Below are 23,462 nucleotides of genomic sequence, written 5' to 3' on the forward strand. Positions count from 1 at the left end.
CGCTTCTGATCTGACATATTGAACATCCTTCCAGCAGGACTGGGAATCCCGCTAACTTGGGTGTCCACTATTCGAGGGTAGCCTCAGGGCGCAACCTTTCGGCAGCCTTCGTCCTCATGCTCACTCTCGTGCTGAGTGGTTGTGGGACCTCGACTCCACCGGAGAATTCCGGACAGCCCGAGATCGACGTTCAGCAGGAATGCCGAACCCTCGCTGATCGCGCAGACTCTGCCCACTCTGCGGGTGGCGCGGACACGTTCGTGTTCGGAGCTTCAGCAAGCCCGACGACTCTCAACCCGCTCCACGCTTCAGACAGCGATTCGTTTCGCGTCGCCCATCAGATCTTCGAAGGGCTCGTGGAAGCGGAACCGTGCGGACCCGGACCAGCACCGCTTCTGGCCACAGACTGGACCTCCTCCGAAGACGGCAAGAAATTCGAGTTCGTTCTGCGCGACGGAGTGAAGTTCCACGACGGAACCGATTTCGACGCAAGAGCTGTGTGCTGGAACTTCGAACATTGGAACAACCAGCCGAAAGGCATGGCCCAGAGCGCAGACGTCACTTATCATTGGTCCACGCTGTTCAAAGGTTTCGGCGAAGACAGCATCTATGACTCCTGCAGCCCTTCCGATGAGAACACGGTGACAATCAGGCTCAAAGAGCCGTTCGCCTCGTTCGTCAACGCGATGGCCATACCCGCGTTCTCGATGCAGAGCCCTACAGCGTTGAAGAAGTGGGGCCGAACGGAGCCCGGCGATGACCCGACGGCAACTGAATACGCCACCGCACATCCCACGGGAACCGGACCATATCGTTTCAAATCCTGGAACCGCGGCACATCCGTCGATCTCATCGGCTTCGACGACTACTGGGCAGGGCCGCCCAAGACGCCGAAAGTGACGATCAAGACAATTGAGGATCCGCAGGCGCGTGCGGACGCCCTCCGCACAGGAGATATCGACGCTTTCGACCTCGTGGCCCCAGGCGACATCCCGGGTCTGAAGAACGAGGGCTTCGATCTGATCCACAGACCTCCGTACAACATCCAATACCTGGGAATGAATCAGGCCAGTCCACCGCTCGACGACATCAGAGTACGACAAGCTATCGCCCATGCGATCGATCGCGAGCAGCTGATGAAGAGCACGATGACGCCCGGTTCCGAAGTCGCTGATGAGTTCGTGCCCTCGACCACCAACGGCTACAGCGATGAGGTCACCGAATACGACTACGACCCCGACAAGGCGCGGCAGCTGCTGAAAGAAGCAGGGCAGGAGAATCTCACTCTCGATTTCAACTATCCGTCGGACGTCAGTCGCCCCTACCTGCCCAGCCCGCAGGACTCATTCAATCAGATTCGCAATGACCTGCAGCGTGTGGGGATCACTGTCCGTCCGGTCGCCGACCAGTGGACCGTCTACCTGTCGAAGATCCACGGCGGCGAAGATCACGACATCCACTTGCTCGGGTGGACCGGCGAATACAACGACGCCGACAGCTTCCTCGGCGCCAAGTTCAGCGCCACCACACCTGAGTTCGGATTCAAAGACCGGAAGGTGTTCGACCAGCTGGCTGAGGCACGCGGCCTCCCGACTCCGGAGAAACAACGGTCGGCATATCGGAAGGCCAATGAGATGATCATGGACCGCCTGCCAGGGGTGCCGCTGGGAAGCGGCGTTCCTGTGCTCGCTCTCGCACCGGGCGTCTCCGGTTATGTGCCCAGTCCAGTCGAAGACGAGACCTGGGACACAGTGACTGTCGAGGAGAGGTGAGCCGTGCTGAGATTCATCGTCGTCAGACTGACTCAGCTCATCCCGACGCTGTTCGGGCTCTCCGTCCTCCTGTTCGCTTGGGTCAGGGCGTTGCCGGGAGATCCGGCGCGGGCCCTGTTGGGGGATCGGGCGACGCCGGAAGCCATCGAGCGGATCAACGATACGTATGGCTTCGATGAGCCTTTGATCCAGCAGTACGGCATGTATCTGTCTGCTCTCTTCCACGGAGATTTCGGCGAATCCATCAAAAAGCACGAACCGGTCCTATCGGCATTCTTCGATAAGCTCCCGGCCACTGTGGAACTGTCCGTAGTGGCTCTCCTGTTCGCTGTCGTAGTCGGTATTCCTCTCGGCTACTTGGCTGGAAAACGCTCCGGCACGAATGTCGATGGTGGAATCGTCACCCTGTCGCTGCTCGGCAGCGTCGTTCCCGTATTCTTCCTGGCCCTGCTGCTGAAATATGTCTTCTCCATAGAGCTCGAGTTCTTCGACAGTGTGGGACGGCAGGACGCCCGTCTAGATGCTGCGCACACCACTGGTTTCTATATTTTCGACGGAATCATCAATGGTCAGTTCGCTGCTGCTTTCGATGCTTTCAAACACCTGGTCCTGCCAGGCCTCGCACTGGGGACGATCCCCTTGGCGGTCGTCGTCCGCCAGACTCGCGGCGCAGTGGCTGAGGTCATCAACGAAGACTATGTGCGCACTGCCCGAGCAAAGGGCCTTCGCAGCACGACGATCACAGTGCGGCACGTCATGCGCAATGCGCTGCTGCCCGTAGTGACGACACTGGGTCTGCAGTTGGGACTGCTGTTCTCCGGAGCTGTGCTCACTGAGACGGTGTTCGCTCTCGACGGCGTCGGGCAATATCTCTATCAGGCCATCAGAGACCGCGACTACCCGGTTCTGCAGGGATTCATTCTGCTCATCGCGCTCATCTACGCTCTCATCACACTGATCGTCGACTTGTCCTATGGCCTCATCGATCCGAGGGTGCGTGAATCATGACCGAGGGAACCATCAACGGGCCACGCGCACGCGCACAGCGTTCGCACGGAGACAGCCTGTGGCGCGGAGCGTTTCGGCGTCTCTCCCGCAGCCCCATGGCAATCGCAGGTGCTCTCATCGTCGTCGTCTTCCTCATCGTGGCCACGTTCGCGCCTGTGCTGGCCCCGTATGAACCTGCCAGCACCGAATGGACGCAGCTGTCGACACCCTACTGGGTCCAGGGGCACGGCCCCGGGCACCCGTTAGGCATCGATCGATGGGGCTCGGACATGCTGACCCAGCTCATCTTCGGAGCACGCCAGTCACTGATCATCGGTGTGGTCGCCACTGCTATCGGGCTTCTCGCCGGAGCCGCTCTCGGCACTTTGGCCGGAGCTTTCGGCGGTTGGGTGGATATGATCGTCATGCGAATCGTCGACATCATGCTCTCGATTCCCAGTCTGCTGCTGGCGATCAGCATCGCGGCCATCCTGGGGAAGAGCTCAGCTGCACTGATGATCGCCATCGGCGTGGGCCAAGTCCCGATCTTCGCGCGCCTGCTCCGCGGTTCGATGCTCGGTCAGAAGAACGCAGACTATGTGCTGGCCGCCGATGCTCTCGGTCTGCGCAGACGCACGATCGTCATGGGGCATGTTCTGCCGAACTCCCTGGGGCCCACCATCGTCCAGGCCACGCTCAATCTCGCGACGGCCATCATTGAGGTGGCAGCTCTGTCATATCTCGGTTTGGGCGAAGGAGACCCCGCCGTAGCCGAATGGGGGCGAATGATCGTCAGTGCCCAAGATCGCTTTGAAATCGCTCCGTGGCTCGCATTCTATCCGGGCATCTGCATTGCGATTACCGCGCTGGGCTTCACTCTGCTCGGCGAATCGCTGCGTGAAGCCCTCGATCCCAAACAGAGAAGGTGACGCTGATGAACGAGAAGCAGCTGCTGAGCGTCGATGGCCTGTCCGTCACCTTCAGTCGCCGCGGACGTGATCCTGTCGAAGCGGTGAGTGAAGTTTCTTTCACCATTGCTGAAGGCGAACACGTCGGAATCGTCGGCGAGTCGGGAAGCGGAAAGAGCGTGACGGCGATGGCTCTCATGGGGCTCCTGCCCGAGCGCGGAACGACCGTCGAAGGAAGCGCGACATACCGAGAGCAGGATCTGCTGTCCATGAGCAGAAGACAGCTCAATCAGATCCGCGGAAGTGAGATCGCCATGGTATTTCAAGACCCGATGAGCTCTCTCAATCCCGTTGTCACAATCGGCACTCAGATCAGCGAGGTGATCAGACGACATCACAGAGTATCGTCGAAAGAGGCGGCGAACCGCTCAGCCGAGATGCTTGACCGCGTCGGGATCCCCGATCCGAGAAGACGGTTGCGCGAGTATCCCCACCAGCTCTCGGGTGGAATTCGACAACGCGTGCTCATCGCAATCGCTTTGGCCTGTGAGCCCCGGCTGCTCATCGCTGACGAACCGACCACGGCGCTCGATGTCACTATCCAGGCCCAGATCCTCAATGAGCTCAAAGAGCTTGTCGCAGACACCGGTACGTCATTGATCATGATCACCCACGACCTCGGAGTGATTGCAGGTCTCTGTGATCGCGTCCATGTCATGTATTCGGGACGGATCGTGGAATCTGCGCGCAGATATCAGCTGTTCACAACCCCCCGACACCCCTACACAGGGGGGCTTCTCCAATCGGTTCCTCGTCTGGATTCCCCACAGGATGAGCCTCTGCGCCCGATCGAAGGATCCCCCACCGACACGATCCCCTGGACCGACGGCTGCGCGTTCCAGCCGCGGTGCCCTCACGCCATCGATCAGTGTCTGGAAGCGACTCCACACCTGGAGCCCTACGAGGACCGGATGCTTCGCTGCTTCAACCCACTGAAAGGAGACGAAGATGACAAGCGAGACCGATGAGGTTGTGCTCGAAGTGAGCGGGCTGAAAGTCCATTTCCCGATCAAGGCGGGCAGTCTCATTCGACGGCAAGTCGGAGCCGTGAAGGCCGTCGACGGCGTCGATCTCACGGTCAAGAGCGGAACGACTCTCGGAATCGTGGGAGAGTCCGGCTGTGGCAAGAGCACACTCGGCAAGGCTCTTCTGAAGCTCATCAAGCCGACCGAAGGCACGATCAGCTTCGACGGCTCCGATATCTCGCAGATCTATGGCGAGCGGCTCCGGCGGCTGCGCCGCCGGATGCAGATGATATTCCAAGATCCGCTGTCGTCGCTGAACCCGCGCCAGAGCGTGGAGACGCTGCTGACCGAGCCGATGAAGGCACACCGGCTCGACTTCGATCCGAAAACTAAGGTCGCCGAGCTGCTTGATCTGGTCGGCCTGCCCCACAGTGCCGCGAATCGGTACCCTCATGAATTCTCGGGAGGCCAACGACAGCGTCTCGGTATCGCTCGAGCAGTGGCACTCGAACCCGAACTGGTGATCGCCGATGAACCGGTATCGGCTTTGGACGTGTCCATCCAAGCCCAGGTCATCAATCTTCTGCGCGAACTGCAGGAGAGACTGGGGCTGACCTACATCGTCATCGCTCATGACCTCGCTGTGGTCCGGCACGTGTCCGATGAGATCGCCGTCATGTATCTCGGCGTGATCGTCGAACAGGCCCCCGCCGAGCAGCTTTATGAGCATCCGATGCACCCTTATACCAAGGCTCTGCTGTCCGCTGTTCCTTTGCCGGACCCCAAGGCTGAGGATGAGCGGAAACCGATGCTCCTGTCTGGTGAACTGCCCTCACCGGCCGATCCGCCGACAGGCTGCCGATTCCATACCCGTTGCCCGTTCCGGCAGCCCACTCGCTGTGCAGACGAGCGTCCTGCTCTGGTCGAACACAGCTCCGGCCAGAAGGTCGCCTGCCACTGGGCAGACGAGATCGCTTCTGGCACAATCACCCCTCGCGAGGAGCAGGATGCCGTCACAACGGCGAGGTGAAGCAGGAAGGCAGGCCACTTCGCGAACGAGCCCTTGAGCTTTACCCCATTCGCCGCCGGTTCGACAATGGACATCCTCTGCGGCCGGTAAGATGCCACCTTGGTGGAGCGAAACAGTCAGTGGATGAGACGAGCGGTACTGTGGCGCGCATGGCCGAAGTCAGCCGCGACTGACGACGTTAGCCCGGAGAGGGCCTGTGCGTTTGGGAGATCAGGCAGATCATGCCAGTGGCAGAGAGGGGAAGGGCGCGTATGCCGGAAGGCCATGTGATCCATCGATTGGCCCGTGACCTCGTCGACACCTTCGCCGGTCATCGCATCGCCTCCTCCAGTCCGCAGGGACGGTTCACCGGGGCCGGCCTGCTCGACGGAGATGTGCTCGAGAGCGCCGAAGCCTGGGGCAAGCACCTCTTCGTCGGTTTCGCCTCGACCGCAGCCCAGGTCCACATCCACCTGGGCATCTACGGCACGATGCGGCTGCTGGAAGGGCGGCCCGAGGTCGTCGGACAGGTCCGCTGGCGGCTCACCGATGTTGAGAACACGGCTGATCTGCGCGGTCCCAACACCTGCGCGCTGCTCGACCCCGCCGAGGTCACCGCCGTCATCGAGCGACTCGGCCCCGACCCGCTGCGCCCCGATGCCGATGCGCAGAAGTTCATCGACAGAGTCCTGCGGTCCCGATCGACGATCGCGACCCTGCTCATGGATCAATCGGTCATCGCCGGCACCGGCAACATCTATCGTGCGGAGGTCCTGTTCCGCCTCGGCATCGATCCGCTCACGCCCGGCAGATCGCTGGGATCAGAACGCGCCGAGGAGATCTGGCAGGACACCGTCGAACTCATGGAGATCGGTCGACAGCGCGGCCGCATCGACACCGTCCGTCCCGAGCACGAACCCGAGGCCATGGGGCGGCCTCCTCGGCAGGACGACCACGGCGGTGAGGTCTACGTCTACCGGCGGCAGAACCAGCCCTGCTGGATCTGCGGCGGCCCGATCCTGACGAACACGATCGCAGGTCGGAACCTTTTCTGGTGCCCGGTGTGCCAGGCCGCCTGACGGCAGCCCCCGGACCGGAACCGAACCCCGAAATGCCGGAGACGAAGAAGAGAGTCCGTGGCCTGCGCGAAGCAGGCCACGGACTCTCTGCGGCGGAGGATAGGGGATTCGAACCCCTGAGGGCGTTAACCCAACCCGCGTTCCAGGCGAGCGCCATAGGCCACTAGGCGAATCCTCCGCGAGACAGCTTATCCGAGTGATGACGACAATGCGAAATCAAGACAGTCGAGTGTGAACCATCCCACTTCCGGAATAGTTCTTCGAGAAACATTCACCTGCCTGTCGATTGCGCATAGCCTTGTTCGACGAAGTGCATGAGAAGGCCTTGACCGAGGCTTTCCGCCGATCACGAATGACCGAGGAGTCATCATGAAGTACATGCTCATCATGCGCGCAGTCGACCAGCGGGCGGTCGAGAACTTCGCGAGAACCGATTTCAACGAAGTCATCGCCGCCATGGGCGCCTACAACGAATCGATGGTCAACGCCGGTGTGCTCGCCGACGGGGCAGGACTCTCCGAGCCCGAGGAAGGGTCGGTCGTCGATTTCTCCGACGAGGACCCCATCGTCACCGACGGCCCCTACGGCGAACTGCGCGAGCTGTTCAACGGCTTCTGGATCCTCGACGTCTCGACCCAGGAGGAGGCGATCGAGTGGGCCAAACGCGCACCGCTCGGGCCCGGTTCCCAGCTCGAGATCCGCCGGATCAACGACGTCGACGACTTCCCTCAGGACAACGAGTGGATCCAGAAGGAACAGGAATGGATCAACCAGGGCAAGCTGAAGACCAGCCGCGGCTGAGCCCCGCCCCGGCCGCGGCGGCATCGGCGCGGCGGGCTGTCGAGGGGACATGGCGGATCGATGCGGCGAGGATCATCGCCACCGTGACTCGCTACGTCGGCGACTTCGCCCTCGCCGAGGACTTCGCTCAGGAGGCCTTCGCCGACGCGCTGACGTCCTGGCCAGAGGTCCCCACTGTCCAGCAGCGCATCGTCCGCGCGAAGAAGGTGCTCGCGGCAGCCGAGATCCCCTTCGAACTCCCATCTGCAAGCGAGTGGAGCGAGCGACTCGGAGGAGTCCTCGGGTCCCTTTATCTCATGTTCTCCGAAGGCCATGTCGCCACATCCGGCTCGGACTGGATGCGCCCCGAACTCGCCTTCGACGCCCTCCGCCTCACCCGCATCACGGCAGGTCTGCTCCCCCGCGAATCCGAGACGCACGGACTCGTTGCGCTCATGGCCTTCACCGCGTCCCGATTCCCAGCCCGACTCGATCCGACAGGTGCACCTATCCTGCTCGCCGACCAGGATCGGAGCCGGTGGGACCGCTCTCTCATCCGCCTCGGTGGGGCTGCTCTGAAACGGTCGCTGGACCTGCGTGAGGCCCGCGGGACATACGCGATCCAAGCCCAGATCGCCGAGGTGCACGCCTCCGCCCGCACGATCGACGACACCGACTGGGAACGCATCGTCACCCTCTACGGCGACCTCAGTCGCATCAAGCCCTCGGCGATCACCGACCTCAACAAGGCGATCGCGATCGCTGAGGCCAGGGGTCCGGCCGCCGGGCTGGAAAGAGTCGATGCCCTCGCCGAGGCGGGCGCCCTGTCCCGCTTCCACCTCATTCCCAGTGTCCGCGGGGAGCTGCTGGCACGCCTCGGTGAGATCAGGGAGGCCCGCGCCGAATTCCACCGTGCGGCGAAGCTGGCGACGAACGACCGCGAACGCGAGGTCCTCGAGGACAAGGCCCGACGCCTGAGTTGATCTGTTCTCAGCGTTTTGGACCGCGGGCAGCTCTCGACTAGACTGGCCTCTGGCTCCCCGTGTGGCGTCATCTTGTGAACTCCCCCAGGGCCGGAAGGCAGCAAGGGTAAGCGAGCTCTGGCGGGTGCACGGGGAGTCCTCTTTCTCCGAGATCACAATTCCACAACTCCCCTTATCCCCTGTCGGCCCAGGTCAGCTCCGCCATCATGGGCTTGTGTCCGCCTGTTTCAGCACTGGGAGACGCTTCTGTTACCACTTTCGTGATTTCGCTTCACTACCATTATTCGCAGTTCTCATCCCTGTGCTCGAACGAGGTTCCCTGTTGTCCACGAAGATCCACGGGGCCGTCGCCGCCCTTTCGGCGCTGGCCCTGCTCACGGCGTGCACGCCGTCGAGTTCCGACCCCGATGCGACTCGCAATGACGCCAAGACCGCCGAGGCAGACGCCGAACCGGTCTTCCGCGTCGGGACGATCACCGACGAAGCCGCCGAGACCGCTTCGTCCACCGAGCCGACCCCATCGGCCGAGCCGACGTCATCGGCCGCCGGCATCCCCTCGGGCGACAGGTTCGGCGAGGTCGTCGAATCCGGTGACGAACTCGAACTGGACCCCGGGCAGCGCATCGGCGTCTTCGTCGACAATGCCGCCCTCGACGACATCACCGTCACCGAGACCGAGCACCCCCGAGTCGCCGCCGACCCCGGCACCTTCTTCGACGCGAGCGGCCACGCGCTCGAAGCACCGGACGAATCCACGGCATGGATCTCGACCTACGACCTCGTCGCCGACAGCAGCTACGAAGTCCACGCCACGGCCACCACTTCCGAGGGCGACGAGGTCGAGCTTGCGGCCGAGGTGACCGTCGGCGCCACCGACGCCTCACCGATGTCGGTGCGAACCACCCTCGCCGACGACCAGACCGTGGGCGTCGCGGCTCCGATCATCCTCAACTTCGGCTCGACGGTGTCCGAGGAGTACCGCGATGACATCGAACGCAGGCTCTCGGTCGAGGTCACCGACGAGGACGGCAAGAAGCGCAAGGTCAAGGGATCCTGGGGCTGGCTCTACGACAACCCGCAGTCCCGTCTGCACTTCCGACCGAAGGAGTTCTGGCCGGCGCATTCGAAGGTCTCCGTCGATGTGCCGCTGAAGAACGTCCCCACGGGTGAGCACAGCGTGGGACGGAACGATCTCACACTCGACTTCGAGATCGGACGCAAACAGGTCGTCGAAGCCGACGTGAAGACCCACCGCATGGTCGTCACTCGCGATGGGAAGGAGGTCATGGACTTCCCGGCCTCGCTCGGAGCACCGAAGTCACCGTCCTACAACGGCACCCATGTCGTGATGTCGAAGGCCGCCGAATACACGATGACCTCCGAACAGTGGGACTACGAGACCGATGTGCAGTGGGCCGTGCGCATCCACAACAACGGCGAATTCATCCACGCCGCCCCGTGGTCGGCGGGTGTTCAGGGCTCCCAGAACGTCTCCCACGGCTGCGTCAACCTCACGACGGCGCGGGCGAAGGAATACTTCGATTCCGCGATCTTCGGCGACCCGGTCGAGATCACCGGGTCGCAGGTGAGCCTGTCGACGCAGGACAGCGACATCTCCGACTGGGTCTACAGCTGGGACGACTGGCAGGAGCTCAGCGCCCTCGACTGACCGTCTTACTTGTCGAGCTTCTCCACGGCCTTGTCGATCATCGGCACATACCGCTCGAGCGTCCACGGAACCGTGAGCGGGTTGATGATCGAGGAACCGGTGACGAAGGCATGGTCCTTCGGCGCCACGACGGCACCGGCCTTGACCGCGGGGATGTTCGCGTACAGCCCCTGGGACTCGACTTCCTTCCGATTCTTCTCATCGGAGTAGAAGGTGAAGAGGAGGTCGGAGTCGTTGAGCTTGTCGGCGTTCTCCAGTCCGATGAGTGCGGAGTCCGTTCCCGGCTCGTCATACTCCTTCTTCAGTTCGTCGATGACCGGATCGGGGGTCAGGCCGAGAGCCGAGACCATCGCGACGCGCTGTTCGGTGGGGTAGAAGACGCCCAGGGTGCCCGGGCCGGAGTTGTAGACGAACGAGAACGTCAGGCCCTTGTACTCTTCCCGCTTGGCGTCCGAAAGCTGCTTCCTGATGTCCTTGACGAGCCCCTCGGATTCCTTCTCGTGACCCAGGGCCTTGCCGATCGTGGTGATCTGGTCGTCCCACTCGATCGTCCACGGCTGCTCGGGATAGGCCACGGTCGGGGCGATGGCATCGAGCTGCTTGTACTGCTCGGCGGTCACACCGGACCAGGGGGCGAGGATGACATCGGGTTCGAGTGCGGCGACGGCCTCGACGTCGAGCTCCGTATCCCCCTGGAACTGTTCAGGCAGCTTGTCGCCCCTGTCCTTCACCGCCTCGTAGATCCACGGCATGTATCCGGTGTCGTCGCTGCCCCAGGCGTATTCCTCCATGCCCACCGGGGTCTTGCCCAGAGCGATCGCGGTCTCGGTCGACCCCTGGCCCAGGGTGACGACGCGTTCGGGTTCCGATTCGATGACGGCTTCGCCGAGAGCGTGCTTGATCGTCACGGTCTCGAAACCCGCGGACCCTGCGCTGCCGGAGTCCTCGGAGCCCTGCTCGCAGCCGGCGGCGGTGAGGGAGAGTGCGACGATGGCTCCAGCGAGGACGGCCCGGCGGCTGTGAGGAACTGGCATTTCTGTCCTTTCGACAAGGGGTGGGAGCCGCATCGGCCCCGCGGCATCAACGTAGGTCAGCCTAACTTAAGCTCAGCCCGAGTTCGAAGTGGACGTGAGGTACGTCACTCGCCGGTCTGATGCGTTCGGAACGAGAAGGGTCTTGACGCTTCCGGGACGGACGCAGCTACGATCGGTGCTATGAGCACACAGCGAGATCGTGCCCGGCTCCTCGTCGACAAGCACGGTCGCACTTTCGCCGCAGAGGCTTCGATCACTCTCCGTGACAAGCCGGCGCCGCTGTGGCAGCTGCTCGTCCTCACACTTCTGCTGTCGACCCGGATCAGCTCCGAAATCGCGCTCGCCACTGCTCGCGAACTCTTCTCTGCGGGCTGGAGGACTCCGCAGCACCTGCGGGAGAGCACCTGGCAGCAGCGCGTCGATGCCCTCGGTCGCGGCGGCTATCGACGCTATGACGAGAGCACGGCGACGCGCCTCGACGAAGCCGCAGCCCTGCTCATGGACCGGTGGTCAGGCGATCTGCGTCGACTCAGAGATGAGGCCGAAGCAGACTCTTCCCGCCTGTCGTCGCTGCTCCAGGAGTTCACCGGCATCGGTCCGACGGGAGCCGATATCTTCCTGCGCGAGGCGCAAGCGGTGTGGCCTCAGGTGCGCCCCCTGGTCGACCCTCTCGTCAGGAAGGGAGCGAAGGCCGCCGAACTGCCCGAGGAGGCGCAGGCGCTCGCCGAGCTCGTCGGCGAAGACGAATTCGCCAACCTGGCATCGGCCCTCGTCCGGGTCGCCCGCGATCCCGCCCTGCTGGACGATCTCGACAGCTGAGCGGGTCCGCAGACGCGCGTGCTAGCATCGACGGATCGGAGAGGGGATGAGATGCTGACGAACCTGTGGCTGACACTGCAGCTGTTCGTCGTCGTGCTCTCTGCCGACCTCGACTCGGTCGTACCCCAGTCCCCGACCCATCTCATCGTCCTGGCACTGCTCGGCGCCGCCCTTCTGACGCCCATCGCGTCCTGGGCTGGCATCGCGCTCCTGCGCGTACTGTCGCTGGCTTCGCGCGCACCCTCGCTGCCCGATGTCCGCAGAGGCGTGCGCGAGTTCCGCATGCCCGAGGAGCCCGGCACGCCCGGCACCGCATTGGCCAGAGCACCTTCGCGCGTCGTTCACGCCATCGCCTGAACGAAGCCTCTTCGCCTTCCGATCGGAACGGTCGGCACCTCGGCGCGGGAACCCGTTTCCCCCACTGCGCCTCCGTCCCACCCGCGAAGTGTCCTCTCGCATCGACACGGTGATGGCCTCGATCGGCCCAACCGACCCGCGCTCAGGCGCGCCCTGCCCAAGGACACAGACCTCATGAACATCTACGAATTCCTGCCCATCCGCCTGCTCGTCGAAGCCGCCTACGAAGTGGTCACGACGCTCACTTCATTCCTCGACCCCCTCGCCGGAGCCCACAGCGCGGCCCTGGCCGTCATCGTGCTCACCGTCCTCGTCCGGACCCTGCTCATCCCCGTCGGAGTCTCGCAGGTCAGAGCCGGCATCACGCGCAAGCGACTGGCACCGAAGATCGCTGAGCTGCAGACGAAGCACAAGCAGCAGCCCGAAGTCATGCAGCAGAAGCTCATGGAGCTGTACAAGGAGGAGAACACCTCCCCCTTCGCCGGATGCCTGCCGGTTCTGGCGCAGATGCCCGTGCTCATGGCCGTCTACGGACTGTTCATCAACTCCACGATCGGCGGCCACGCCAATGAGCTGCTCGGACACACGCTCTTCGGTCTGCGACTGGACACGAGCTTCGTCAGGCTGCTCGGCGCAGGAGATCTGACCGCCACGGCGACCACCGTCTACCTCGTCCTCGTCGTGCTCATCGCCGTCGTCGCCGGATTCTCCCGCCACCTGCTCACACCCGCGGCTCCGGAGACTCCCGCTGCACCGGCCCAGGCCAGAGGCGGATCGGACGCTCCTCAGATGCCGGACCTCTCCGGCGTGATGAAGACCTTGAGCTTCATGCCTTTCCTCACCGCTGTCTTCGCGCTCTTCGTGCCCTTGGCCGCCGCCGTCTACCTGGCGACGACGACCACATGGACGCTCGCCGAGCGGCTGGTGCTGAACCGTGTCCTCGGCGCGAACGATCCTCAGCCGGACGAGAGCACCCGGGTGACCGACTGAGCCAGGCATGCGGAAGGCCCGGGTCGAAGGAACGGTTCCTTCGGCCCGGGCCCTGGCAGCGGCAGACGCCCTGAGGTCCGCCTCCGGCCTCAGACTGCGAGGATCTGCGGTCGGACCTCGGCCTCGACCGTCAGTTCTCCGTCGGAGACGGCGGCGCGGATGCGTCCGCCCTCGTCGACCGCCTCGGTGACGAGGAGGTCCGCGATCCGGTCATCGAGCTCGCGCTGGATCACCCGGCGCAGCGGACGGGCACCGAATTCGGGCTCGTAGCCCTTCTCGGCAAGCCAGTCGAGGGCATCGGCTGAGACATCGAGAGAGATGCCCTGCGCTTCCACTCGCTTGCGGCTGGCCGCCAGCTGCTGCTCCACGATGGACCGCAGCTGCTCACGCTCGAGCCGCGAGAACATGACGGTGTCGTCGATGCGGTTGAGGAACTCGGGCCGCATGAACTCCTTGAGCCGTCCCATGACCTTGGCCTTGAGATCCTTCTCCGTGTCCTGTGCGAGACCGGAGTTGAAGCCCAGGGGGTTGCCGGACATGAACTCCGAGCCGAGGTTGGAGGTCATGATGATGACGGTGTTGCGGAAGTCGACCGTCCTGCCCTGACCGTCGGTGAGGCGGCCGTCGTCGAGGACCTGCAGCAGCAGGTTGAACGCATCCGGGTGCGCCTTCTCGACCTCGTCGAGGAGGATGACCGAATACGGACGCCGACGGACCTGCTCGGTCAGCTGGCCGGCCTCATCGTAGCCCACATAGCCGGGAGGGGCACCGACGAGACGTGAGACCGTGTGGCGTTCGCCGAACTCGCTCATGTCGAACCGGATCATCGCGGTTTCGTCGTCGAACAGGGTCTGCGCCAGCGCCTTGGCCAGCTCCGTCTTGCCGACACCGGTCGGGCCCAGGAAGAGGAAGCTGCCGATCGGCCGATCGGGATCGCTCATCCCCGTCTGACTGCGGCGGATGGCGCGCGAGACCGAGGTCACGGCTTCGTCCTGCCCGACCACTCGGTCGTGGAGGACCTCTTCCATGTTCGCCAGACGGGCCTTCTGGCTCTGCGTCATCCGCGCCGCCGGGATGCCGGTGGCCCGGGAGACGACCTGGGCGATCTCCTCCTCGCCGATGATCGCCTCGGAGGCAGCGGTCGCCGAAGCTGCCGCGTCCGGATTCTCGGCCGCCTCGATCCGCGCGGTGACCTCGTTGGTCTCATCGCGCAGGCGTCCGGCGCGTTCGTAGTCCTCGGCCTCGATCGCCGATTTCTTCTCGGCCTCGAGCTCGGAGAGGCTGCGCTTGAGCGCTTCGACGTCGACGGCGGGTCCGCGTGCCAGCGACATCCGCGCACCGGCCTGGTCGATGAGGTCGATGGCCTTGTCCGGCAGGAACCGGTCGGTGATGTAGCGGTTCGACAGTTCGACCGCCGCCCGCACCGCCTCGTCGGTGTAGGTCACCTCGTGGAATTCGGCGTAGCGGTCCTTGAGTCCCTCGAGGATCGTCACGGCGTCCTCCACGCTCGGCTCACCGACAGTCACCGGCTGGAATCGGCGTTCGAGTGCCGAGTCCTTCTCGATGGTGCGGTATTCCTTGAGCGTGGTGGCGCCGATCATGTGCAGATCGCCGCGGGCCAGACGGGGCTTGAGGATGTTGCCGGCATCCATCGAATTCGACTCGCCGTTGCCGCCGGCTCCGACGAGGGTGTGGAGCTCGTCGACGAAGACGATCATGTCTCCGTCCTCGGCGATCTCGTTCAGCGCCCCGGTCAGCCGCTCCTCGAAGTCTCCGCGGTAGCGGGTTCCGGCGAGCATGCCGGGCAGATCGAGGGCGATGATGCGCTTGCCGTGCAGCTGCTTGGGCACGTCACCGGAGTGGATGGCCTGGGCCAGACCTTCGGCGATCGCTGTCTTGCCGACTCCCGCCTCGCCGAGGAGGACGGGGTTGTTCTTCGTCCGGCGCGCGAGGATCTCGATCGTCTGCTCGACCTCTTCGGCACGGCCGATGACCGGGTCGAGACGGCCATCCGCGGCCAGCGCCGTGAGATCGGTGCCGTACTTCTCGAGCACGGACTCCTGGGCGTCTTCTCCTTCGGCGGCCTGTCCGGGCTGCATTCCGGCCTCGGCGGCCTCCGCCCCGGCCTGCAGGGATGACTGGGTCACCCCGGCCTGCGCGAGGATGCGTCCGGCGGGCATCTCCTGATTGAGCACGAAGGCGAAGAAGATGTGCTCCGGGTCGATGTAGGTCGAACCGAAGGCGCGTGCGACCTGATAGGCGTCGAGCAGGGCGCGCTGGGCGGAACCGGTGAGCGAGGGCGAGGAATCCGCCTCGATGTCGGTGGCCGCCGGAAGGCGCTCTTCGATGCCGTGGGCGATGGCTTCGGGATCGGCCCCCGCCTGGCGAACGGCCGAGATTCCGGGTTCGGAATCGACCATCACGCGCAGGATGTGGAGGGCGTCGACCTCGGACTGCCCGTGGCGACCGGCGAATTCCGCCGCCGCCTCGATGACTTCGTGGCTGCGCTTGCTCAGCAGCCGGTTGATGTCGACGGAACGGCCTCTGCGCGCTCCGTTCTGACCCTGGAGGAAACGAGCGAGGAACTCGTCGAACGAGTCGCCGCCCGAGCCTGCGGATCCGTAGAATGCGGCCAAAGCTGACCTCCTCTTTCAAAGTTGAGCGTATACGACTCAATCAACAGGAGGGGGCGCGCAGTTATTCCCGGAGGCGAGTGATCCCGCCCATCTTCTCAGCCCTGCGAGGGCCAGCCGTTGGGTTCGCAGCCCTGCAGCCCCTTGGTCTGCTGCTGCATGAGCGGCGCGGTCCGGCCATCACCGGGGCAGGATTCATGCCCGTGGCCCAGGGCGTGGCCGACTTCGTGATTGATCAGATACTGCCGGTATTGGACGATGTCGTCGAATTCCTCGGTGGCTGCGACCCACCGCTTGGCGTTGAGGATGACGTCGGGGCCGTTGCGGCACGAGAGCTTGCCGAGGGTGCGCAGCGGCAGGCACACCTCGTCGACGGTGTCGGGGCTGGCGATGGAGATCATCGTGTCCTGCCCGGAGTCGACGAGTTCGATGGAGACGTCGTCGATGTCCTGCCAGCCCCGTTCGTCCTGGAGGGTGTCGATGATGAACTCACCGGCCCGGTCGACGTCGATGGGCAGGTTGTCCTCGACGCGCACGGCGACCTTGAAGGTCTTCCCCTCCTCCCTGTTGGGTCCGGTCTCCTCGGAGGGGCGCTTCCAGTTCCCGCTGCCGCCGGCGTCGATATCGTCTTCTGTCAGACCGCCGGCTCCCGCGTCGTCGGCGTCTGCTGACTCGGTGGGCTCGCCCGAGTCGGACGGCTCGCCGGCCTCGCGCGACCCGTTCGGCTGCTCCGTCGGGCTCGCGGAGGCCCCGATGGTCTCGGGCTCCTGCGGGCTCGGCCGGGTCTGCTGGCCGGACTCGGGAGCACAGGCGCTCAACCCGATGAGCAGGGCGGCCGCGGCAAGGGATGTCAGGGCCCGGAGACGCGGACGGGAGGCGGGGCGGGTTCGACTGGGCACGCCTTTGAGTCTAGCCACCGGCACAGATTCGTCGAAAACCGGTCAAGCGCCGAGGCGCGCGTGTACGCGCCGCGTCTCGACGCCGAGTCCGCCTCTCGAGGACTTCAGAACTCGAGGACACCGCCCGGGCCGTGCAGTCTGGCGTGCAGCCGAGGTTCGGGGCCCTCGACCACGCGGGTATCGCCGGCGCCGAGCACCTCGAGCACTTGACGGGTCGCCTCGGCCTCGGGGGTCTCGATCGAGAACTCGGTCAGCTCCAGGGCCGGCAGCGCCGCCTCGGCGGGGTGGGCGGACTCTCCCCAGTCGATGAGGAAGGGCTGCACACCTTGCTGCGGCAGCGGCGACCGCGTGGTCAGCCGCCATTCGAGCCGCTCGCCCTCCGCGGTGTCGCGCGCCATCTCCGCAACCTCCCCGAAGTCGATGCCCGCCGTGTTCGCGGCCGCGATCTTCGCGAGGAAGGCCGGCGGATGGATCGCCCACGTCTGCAGAGTGAGCCCCGCGGCCAGATGCGCGTCGAGCGGCAGCCTCCCGTCCGCAGGCGGATCCTGCTGCGGGTCGGGGCCGAGGATCTCCAGATAGGTGCGGGCGCCGTCTGCCCAGCCGGTCGGGGCGAGCCCGAGGAGGCAGTTCGCGGTCCCCCGATCGGGGTGCGCACCTCCGGGGACGGCGCGAACGCCCGTGGCCTCCTCGACGGCGGCGACACCTGCGTCGAGGTCGGGCACCGTGATGACGAGATGGTCGAGTTCAGCGGGAACGGTGTTCAGAGCGTCCATGATCCACCTGGACCTTTCAAACGAGCGTGTAGGCCATCAGTCTCCCCCGCCCGGACGTCGAGGGCAATGCCCGGGGTTCCGCGGGCGATGCGATTCTGCTCCTGGGTGGGAAATTCGCCACCCGGAACACATTATTGCTCAACACATATGACGATTCCCGTAGCCCTCGCCGGCCTGCCGGCCGAAGACGGAAGCGTTCAACATGTCTCAATGTGAAGCCCCCGAATTGACTGAGATTGCGCCGATGCGCTTTACTCGAACCATGCAGTTCACCCCCGGGCCCCGCGCAAGCCGCCCCCCCCTGCCTCCGTCCCTCGGCAACGACCTGCGCTCATTATTGTTGAACTATCTTCGCCTCAGTTCGCAGTTACCTCACTTCGGCCCAAAGGACCTCTCTCCATGACCGACCTCCGTCCCACCGCCTCGGCGCGCGTCGCCGGACACGACCTCGACCGGCGATCGATCCTCAGCCTCGGACTGGGTTTCGGCACCCTCATCACCCTCAGCGCCTGCACACCGCGCGACACCGGCACGTCGGCCTCCGGACACCCCGTCCGAGGCGGGGTGCTCACCTACTTCGAGCCTCAGACCTGGACGCTTCTCTATCCGCCGTCGGTCGGCTTCTACCCCAACGGCGGAATCATGAACAACATCTCCGCGAGGCTGCTGTGGCAGGATCCGGAGACTCTGGAGCTGCACCCGTGGCTGGCCACGGATCTGCCGGAGATCAGTGCCGACGCGACGACCTACACCTTCACCATCCGCGACGGAGTGACCTATTCGGACGGAACACCGCTGACGCCTGCCAATGTGGCGAGGAACTTCGACCTCTTCGGCCGCGGCGACGAGGCGCGCACGCTCCCCGTGTCCGAACAGATCTCGAACTACGAACGCAGCGAGGTCCTCGACGATCGTCGCGTGCGCTTCCACTTCTCGGCCCCCTCTCCCGGGTTCGCCCAGGCGACCTCGACGATGAACGCGGGGCTGCTCGCCGACTCCACCCTCGCACTCGATGCCGAGGGATTCGGGCCCGGCGGGGCCACCCGGATCCACACCTGCGGGCCCTTCCACATCACCGACGAGACCATCGGCCAGAAGCTCTCGGTCAGGGCCCGCGAGGACTACGACTGGGCTCCCCCGCACCTGGCACACCAGGGGCGGGCCCACCTCGACGGCATCGACTACCTGACCAACAACGAGTACTCGGTGCGCATCGGGGCCGTGCTGTCCGGACAGGCCGACGGTGTGCGCGACGTCCAGGCACCCGATGAATCACGGGTGAGCGAGCATGGGCTCCGCCTCTACGCGAAGGCGACGAACGGGATCAACAACAGCATCAACTTCCGATTCCGGCACGCTCTCCTGGCCGACGTCTCCGTCCGGCGAGCGCTCATCGCCGCCATCGACCGGCAGGAGATCGTCGACAAGCTCTTCACCCCCAACTATCCGCTGGCCACCGGACTGCTGGCCGAGGGCGCAATGGGCTACACGGACCAGTCGGGCTCCTGGGTCCACGATCCCGACAGGGCCGACCGCCTCCTCGATCAGGCGGGATGGACCGAACGCAACACCGCCGGCTACCGCGTCAAGGACGGGCAGACGCTGGCCCTGGCCGTGAATATCGCCCTGCCGCAGCCGCGGTCGAACGAGGTCCAGACGCTCATCCAACAGCAGCTGCGCCGCGTCGGCGTGCATCTGTCGATCAACCCCGGAGACCAGTCGAAGCAGACGCTCGACGCCCTCGAACTCGACACCGTGCAGATCTACCATTCGATGGTCGCCCGTGCAGACTTCGACAACCTGCGCTCGAACTACTCGTCGGCCAACCGTGACGTCTTCCTCAACGGACCAGACCGCTCCGACGCCGACGACGGTTCGATCGACCCGCGCATCGACGAGCTCCTCGACGCTCTCGCCGCGGAGCCCGACCCCGGGAAACGGCAGCAGGCCGCCGAGGCGGTCCAGGACTACCTCGTCGAGCAGGCCTATGTCCTGCCGTTCTTCGAAGAGCCCCAGGTCTTCGCGTTCCGCCGCCGCGTCCACGGCTTCGCCACAGAACCGGTGGGGCGCCCCGACTTCTACAGCACCTGGCTGACAGGAGAGAGATGATCCTCGACACACGCTATCTGCTCCTGCGCCTCGGCCAGGCCGTCCTCGTCCTGCTGCTGGCCTTCACCGCAGCCTTCGTCCTGCTCAGCCTCATCCCCGGCGACGGGCTCACCGCCCGCTTCGCCGACCCGGCGCTGGGTCTCTCCTCCGAGCAGATCACCCAGATCCGCGAGGCCACGGGAGCCGACGAGTCCTGGTTCAGCCGCTATCTGCTCAGCCTCACCGGCTTCCTCACCGGCGACTTCGGGTACTCGGTCCAGACCGGTGCCGCCGTGTCGACGATCATCGCCGCGGCCCTGCCCTCGACGGCGGTGCTGGCGGTCTCCGGTTTCCTCACCGCACTCGTCCTCGCCGTCGCCATCGCGGTCGCCGCCACCTATGGTCCGGCCACCGGCCCCTTCGCCTGGGTCCGACGGGCCCTCGACTCGGTGCCCAGCCTGTTCATCTCCGTCCCCGTGTTCTGGCTCGGGATCCTGCTCATCCAGGTCTTCTCCTTCCAGTTCGGCTTCGTCTCCGTGGTCTCCCCCGGTCCCGCCGAGGCGCTCGTGCTGCCGACGCTGACCGTGGCGGTGCCGCTGTCGGCTCCGATCACCCAAGTGCTCATCCGCTCCATCACCGAGGTCCAGGCCTCCGGATTCGTGAAGGTGACCACAGCCAAGGGCGCCTCCGAGATGTGGATGCTCGTCCACACCGTCGCCCGCAACGCGGTGCTGCCGGGGCTGACGATCATCGGGCTGGTCTTCGGTGAGCTCGTCGCCGGTGCCGTGGTCACAGAGACGGTGTTCGGCCGCAACGGCATCGGACTGATCACCGCCCAGGCCGTGACCCACCGCGACAACCCGATCCTGCTGGCAGTCGTCGTCATCGCCACCTTCGGCTACGTCATCATCAACCTCGCCGTCGACCTCCTCTACCCCGTCATCGACGTCCGTCTGCGCACTCAGCGCACGACGGCCTCCGGCAAGGGGCTGAAGAACAGCGATGCAAGCACCCGCAGCGCGCTGACGGCGACCGCCGCCAGCGTCGGCGTCGACCTCGACTGGACTGACGACACCGCTGCCGAGACGAGCACCGAGACGAAAGCGACGAACCCATGAGCCTCACCGATGTCTTCACCCGCGCGGAGGACACCGCCGGCGCGCGCACCCGTGCCGCCCGCAGTGCGGTCACCTCGGCGACCGCCGTCTCTGCACTCGTCCTGCTCATCGCCATCGCCTGGGCCCTGTTCCCCGGGCTCTTCACCCACTTCGACCCGAACGACGGCGGCGACACCCCGGCCCTGCTGGCGCCCAGCCTCGAGCACTGGTTCGGCACCGACCAGACCGGTCGGGATGCCTTCACCCGCGTCGTCTACGGCGCCTCCCAGTCCCTGCTCGCCGCACTCGTGGCCGTGGGCGTGGGTCTCCTCATCGGCACCGCGATCGGTCTCATCGCCGGCACCCGCCGCGGACTCGTCGACGATGTGCTCATGCGCTCCATCGACGTGCTGCTCTCGATCCCCGCGATCCTGCTCAGCCTCTCGATCGTCGTCGTCCTCGGCTTCGGCACGATCAACGCGGCCATCGCCGTCGGCGTCACAGCCATCGCCCAGTTCGCCCGCCTCGCCCGCTCCCAGGCGGTGCAGATCGGCACGAGCGACTACGTGGCCGCCGCCTACGGCTCCGGCGGCACCTTCTTCTCCGTCCTCGTCCGCCACATCCTGCCGAATTCGATCTCGCCGGTGCTCTCGCTGGCCGTGCTGCAGATCGGATCCGCGATCCTCCAGATCTCCACTCTCGGGTTCCTCGGCTACGGCACTCCGCCGCCGACGCCCGAATGGGGTCTCATCATCGCCGAGGGCCGCAACTTCGTGGCCACCGCCTGGTGGCTGACCGTGCTGCCCGGCCTCGTCGTCATGGCCATCGTGCTCGCCACCCATCAGATCGGCAACACCCTGCGAAAGGTGACATCATGACCGCATCTCCGCTGCTGCACATCGACGGCCTCACCGTCGACTACGCCCGCCGAGGCGGCTCCCCGGCCGTGCGCGGCCTCGACCTCACCGTCGACTCCGGTGCGATGACCGCCGTCGTCGGCGAGTCCGGCTCGGGGAAGTCGACGACGGCGAACGCGGTCATCGGACTCCTGCCCTCCTCGGCTCGGATCACGGCCGGGCAGATCCGCCTCGGCGACCTCGACCTCACCCGCATGGGACCGGTCGGCTGGCGCGGGGTGCGCGGGGCTCAGATCGGATACGTCCCGCAGGACCCCGGAAGTTCGCTCAATCCGCTGCAGACGACGGGGAAGTCCGTGGCCGAGGCGCTGCGCATCCACCGTCGCACGAATCGTGCCGAGGCCCGGGACAGGGTCATCGAACTGCTGGGCAGGGTCGGCATCGACCGGCCCGAGAAGCGAGCCGATCAGTTCCCGCACGAGCTCTCCGGCGGGATGCGGCAGCGTGTGCTCATCGCCGCGGCCATCGCCCTGCGCCCCCGCCTGCTCATCGCCGACGAACCGACCTCGGCCCTGGACGTGACCGTGCAGAAACAGGTCCTCGACCTCCTCGACGAACTGCGCGCCGAAACCGGGATGGGCATCCTGTTCATCACCCACGATCTCGCCGTCGCCGGGGAACGCGCCGACGATGTCCTGGTCATGCAGGCCGGGACGGTCGTCGAGTCCGGGGAGGCCGGTCGCATCTTCTCCCGCCCGGAGACCGAGTACACCTCCCGCCTGCTCGCCGACGCCCCCGCCCTGCAGACGAAGGCCCGCCCCTCCCTCCCCGAGGCGGCCGCGTTCCCCATGCGCCCATTCGTCTCCGTCGACTCGCTGACCCAGGTCTTCGACCGCTCCGGCGATCAGGTCATCGGCGTCGAGGACGTGAGCTTCACCCTCGACCGCGGCACTACGCACGGCATCGTCGGCGAATCCGGTTCGGGCAAGACCACGACGGGCAAGGCCCTGGCCGGATTCCTCGCACCGCAGTCGGGCCGTGTGCGCATCGGAGACTTCGACGCCGCCGAGTTCGGCCGCTCCGGACGCGGGGTGCGCGGACGGGCCCGGATCCGGGAGTTCCGGCGCACCGTCCAGCTCGTACACCAGAACCCGTATTCGGCACTCGATCCCAAGCACTCGATCCGGGCGACCCTGACCGAGCCTCTGCGCAACTTCGGCATCGGCACCCGCGCCACACGAGACAGTCTGGTCACCGAGACCCTGGAGAGGGTGGCGCTGCCGGCGGAGTTCCTCGACCGGCGCCCGGCCGAACTCTCCGGCGGCCAGCTGCAGCGAGTGGCGATCGCCCGAGCCCTCATCGCCGAACCCGAACTCGTCGTCTTCGACGAGGCCGTCTCGGCCCTCGACGTCACGGTGCAGGCGCAGATACTGACTCTCCTCGACCGGCTGCAGCGGGAACTGGGACTGACCTATGTCTTCATCACCCACGACCTGGCCGTGGTGCGGCAGATCGCTGATACGGTGTCCGTGATGTCGCGCGGGCGTCTCGTCGAAAGCGGCGCGACCGAGGAGGTCTTCGCACACCCGAGCACTGATGTCACTCGGGCACTGCTCGATGCGATCCCGAACCCAGTGGCATTCTCCGGCCACGCCGACCCCCACCCCGCACTCGCCCTGACCGCAGCGGCAGAAAGCTGAGAC

General features: G+C 65.3%; 20 protein-coding genes, 1 tRNA gene and 1 other RNA gene. 17 read left to right on the top strand and 5 right to left on the bottom strand.

Annotated elements, in window-relative coordinates:
- Window positions 1-356 precede the first annotated feature (356 nt).
- The 6 genes from IHE57_RS10420 to IHE57_RS10445 all read left to right on the top strand — a co-directional run bounded on the left by IHE57_RS10420 (window position 357) and on the right by IHE57_RS10445 (window position 6,780).
- Window positions 357-1,772 (top strand): ABC transporter substrate-binding protein, encoded by a 1,416-nt coding sequence (locus IHE57_RS10420; protein ID WP_209325545.1) that lies wholly within the window; start codon window positions 357-359, stop codon window positions 1,770-1,772.
- A gap of 3 nt (window positions 1,773-1,775) precedes the next feature.
- Window positions 1,776-2,780: an ABC transporter permease gene (locus tag IHE57_RS10425; protein WP_209372946.1), complete on the top strand. Its 1,005-nt coding sequence runs from the start codon at window positions 1,776-1,778 to the stop codon at window positions 2,778-2,780.
- A complete protein-coding gene (locus IHE57_RS10430; RefSeq protein WP_209325547.1) occupies window positions 2,777-3,688 on the top strand; it encodes an ABC transporter permease in 912 nt (303 codons plus the stop codon). The genes IHE57_RS10425 and IHE57_RS10430 overlap by 4 nt, the downstream gene beginning before the upstream one ends.
- A gap of 5 nt (window positions 3,689-3,693) precedes the next feature.
- Window positions 3,694-4,695 (top strand): ABC transporter ATP-binding protein, encoded by a 1,002-nt coding sequence (locus tag IHE57_RS10435; protein ID WP_209372948.1) that lies wholly within the window; start codon window positions 3,694-3,696, stop codon window positions 4,693-4,695.
- Entirely contained in the window at window positions 4,676-5,722 is a 1,047-nt protein-coding gene (locus tag IHE57_RS10440; RefSeq protein WP_209372950.1) for an ABC transporter ATP-binding protein, read from the top strand. The genes IHE57_RS10435 and IHE57_RS10440 overlap by 20 nt, the downstream gene beginning before the upstream one ends.
- A gap of 251 nt (window positions 5,723-5,973) precedes the next feature.
- Entirely contained in the window at window positions 5,974-6,780 is an 807-nt protein-coding gene (locus IHE57_RS10445; protein WP_209372952.1) for an Fpg/Nei family DNA glycosylase, read from the top strand.
- 93 nt (window positions 6,781-6,873) lie between these two features.
- On the opposite strand, the gene IHE57_RS10450 is transcribed toward IHE57_RS10445, so the two are convergent.
- Window positions 6,874-6,958: transfer RNA gene (locus IHE57_RS10450), tRNA-Ser, on the bottom strand.
- Between the two features lie 191 nt (window positions 6,959-7,149).
- Here IHE57_RS10450 and IHE57_RS10455 point away from each other — a divergent pair.
- The 4 genes from IHE57_RS10455 (at window position 7,150) to IHE57_RS10470 (ending at window position 10,212) form a co-directional block, all read left to right on the top strand.
- Window positions 7,150-7,581, top strand: a complete 432-nt coding sequence (locus IHE57_RS10455) for a YciI family protein (RefSeq protein ID WP_209372954.1) — start codon at window positions 7,150-7,152, stop codon at window positions 7,579-7,581.
- Window positions 7,542-8,543, top strand: coding sequence for an RNA polymerase sigma factor (locus IHE57_RS10460; RefSeq protein ID WP_253720169.1), 1,002 nt, complete (start codon window positions 7,542-7,544; stop codon window positions 8,541-8,543). The genes IHE57_RS10455 and IHE57_RS10460 overlap by 40 nt, the downstream gene beginning before the upstream one ends.
- 48 nt (window positions 8,544-8,591) lie before the next feature.
- Window positions 8,592-8,687, top strand: an RNA gene (gene ffs, locus IHE57_RS10465) — signal recognition particle sRNA small type.
- 178 nt (window positions 8,688-8,865) lie between these two features.
- Window positions 8,866-10,212, top strand: coding sequence for a L,D-transpeptidase (locus IHE57_RS10470; RefSeq protein WP_253720171.1), 1,347 nt, complete (start codon window positions 8,866-8,868; stop codon window positions 10,210-10,212).
- 5 nt (window positions 10,213-10,217) lie between these two features.
- On the opposite strand, the gene IHE57_RS10475 is transcribed toward IHE57_RS10470, so the two are convergent.
- Window positions 10,218-11,246, bottom strand: coding sequence for an iron-siderophore ABC transporter substrate-binding protein (locus tag IHE57_RS10475; RefSeq protein WP_209372956.1), 1,029 nt, complete (start codon window positions 11,244-11,246; stop codon window positions 10,218-10,220).
- 180 nt (window positions 11,247-11,426) lie between these two features.
- Here IHE57_RS10475 and IHE57_RS10480 point away from each other — a divergent pair, with 180 nt between their 5' ends.
- The 3 genes from IHE57_RS10480 to IHE57_RS10490 all read left to right on the top strand — a co-directional run bounded on the left by IHE57_RS10480 (window position 11,427) and on the right by IHE57_RS10490 (window position 13,412).
- Window positions 11,427-12,065 carry an endonuclease gene (locus tag IHE57_RS10480; RefSeq protein ID WP_209372959.1) on the top strand — a complete coding sequence of 213 codons (639 nt, stop codon included), beginning with the start codon at window positions 11,427-11,429 and terminating at the stop codon, window positions 12,063-12,065.
- Between the two features lie 51 nt (window positions 12,066-12,116).
- Window positions 12,117-12,422, top strand: a complete 306-nt coding sequence (locus IHE57_RS10485; protein WP_209325558.1) for a hypothetical protein — start codon at window positions 12,117-12,119, stop codon at window positions 12,420-12,422.
- Window positions 12,423-12,596: 174 nt separating this feature from the next.
- Entirely contained in the window at window positions 12,597-13,412 is an 816-nt protein-coding gene (locus IHE57_RS10490; RefSeq protein ID WP_209372961.1) for a YidC/Oxa1 family membrane protein insertase, read from the top strand.
- Window positions 13,413-13,501: 89 nt separating this feature from the next.
- Here the strand turns inward: IHE57_RS10490 and IHE57_RS10495 are convergent, their stop codons facing one another.
- The 3 genes from IHE57_RS10495 to IHE57_RS10505 form a co-directional block, all read right to left on the bottom strand.
- Window positions 13,502-16,048 carry an ATP-dependent Clp protease ATP-binding subunit gene (locus tag IHE57_RS10495; RefSeq protein WP_209372963.1) on the bottom strand — a complete coding sequence of 849 codons (2,547 nt, stop codon included), beginning with the start codon at window positions 16,046-16,048 and terminating at the stop codon, window positions 13,502-13,504.
- Window positions 16,049-16,143: 95 nt separating this feature from the next.
- Window positions 16,144-16,944: a DUF3152 domain-containing protein gene (locus IHE57_RS10500; protein WP_366933929.1), complete on the bottom strand. Its 801-nt coding sequence runs from the start codon at window positions 16,942-16,944 to the stop codon at window positions 16,144-16,146.
- 104 nt (window positions 16,945-17,048) lie between these two features.
- Window positions 17,049-17,717: a VOC family protein gene (locus IHE57_RS10505; protein WP_209372965.1), complete on the bottom strand. Its 669-nt coding sequence runs from the start codon at window positions 17,715-17,717 to the stop codon at window positions 17,049-17,051.
- Window positions 17,718-18,116: 399 nt separating this feature from the next.
- Here IHE57_RS10505 and IHE57_RS10510 point away from each other — a divergent pair, with 399 nt between their 5' ends.
- Genes IHE57_RS10510 through IHE57_RS10525 form a run of 4 tightly spaced genes read left to right on the top strand, consistent with a single transcriptional unit; the run spans window position 18,117 to window position 23,459 of the window.
- Window positions 18,117-19,826, top strand: a complete 1,710-nt coding sequence (locus tag IHE57_RS10510; RefSeq protein ID WP_209372967.1) for a TIGR04028 family ABC transporter substrate-binding protein — start codon at window positions 18,117-18,119, stop codon at window positions 19,824-19,826.
- The gene (locus IHE57_RS10515; protein ID WP_209372969.1) at window positions 19,823-20,923 is read left to right on the top strand and encodes an ABC transporter permease; all 1,101 of its coding nucleotides are present in this window, start codon (window positions 19,823-19,825) and stop codon (window positions 20,921-20,923) included. The genes IHE57_RS10510 and IHE57_RS10515 overlap by 4 nt, the downstream gene beginning before the upstream one ends.
- A complete protein-coding gene (locus IHE57_RS10520) occupies window positions 20,920-21,780 on the top strand; it encodes an ABC transporter permease (protein ID WP_209372970.1) in 861 nt (286 codons plus the stop codon). Before IHE57_RS10515 ends, IHE57_RS10520 begins: the two co-directional genes overlap by 4 nt.
- Complete coding sequence (locus IHE57_RS10525) at window positions 21,777-23,459, top strand: dipeptide ABC transporter ATP-binding protein (protein ID WP_209372972.1); 1,683 nt, start codon at window positions 21,777-21,779, stop codon at window positions 23,457-23,459. The genes IHE57_RS10520 and IHE57_RS10525 overlap by 4 nt, the downstream gene beginning before the upstream one ends.
- Window positions 23,460-23,462 lie beyond the last annotated feature (3 nt).

The sequence above is a fragment of the Brevibacterium renqingii genome (assembly GCF_017808105.1).
Classification (GTDB): Bacteria; Actinomycetota; Actinomycetes; order Actinomycetales; family Brevibacteriaceae; genus Brevibacterium; species Brevibacterium renqingii.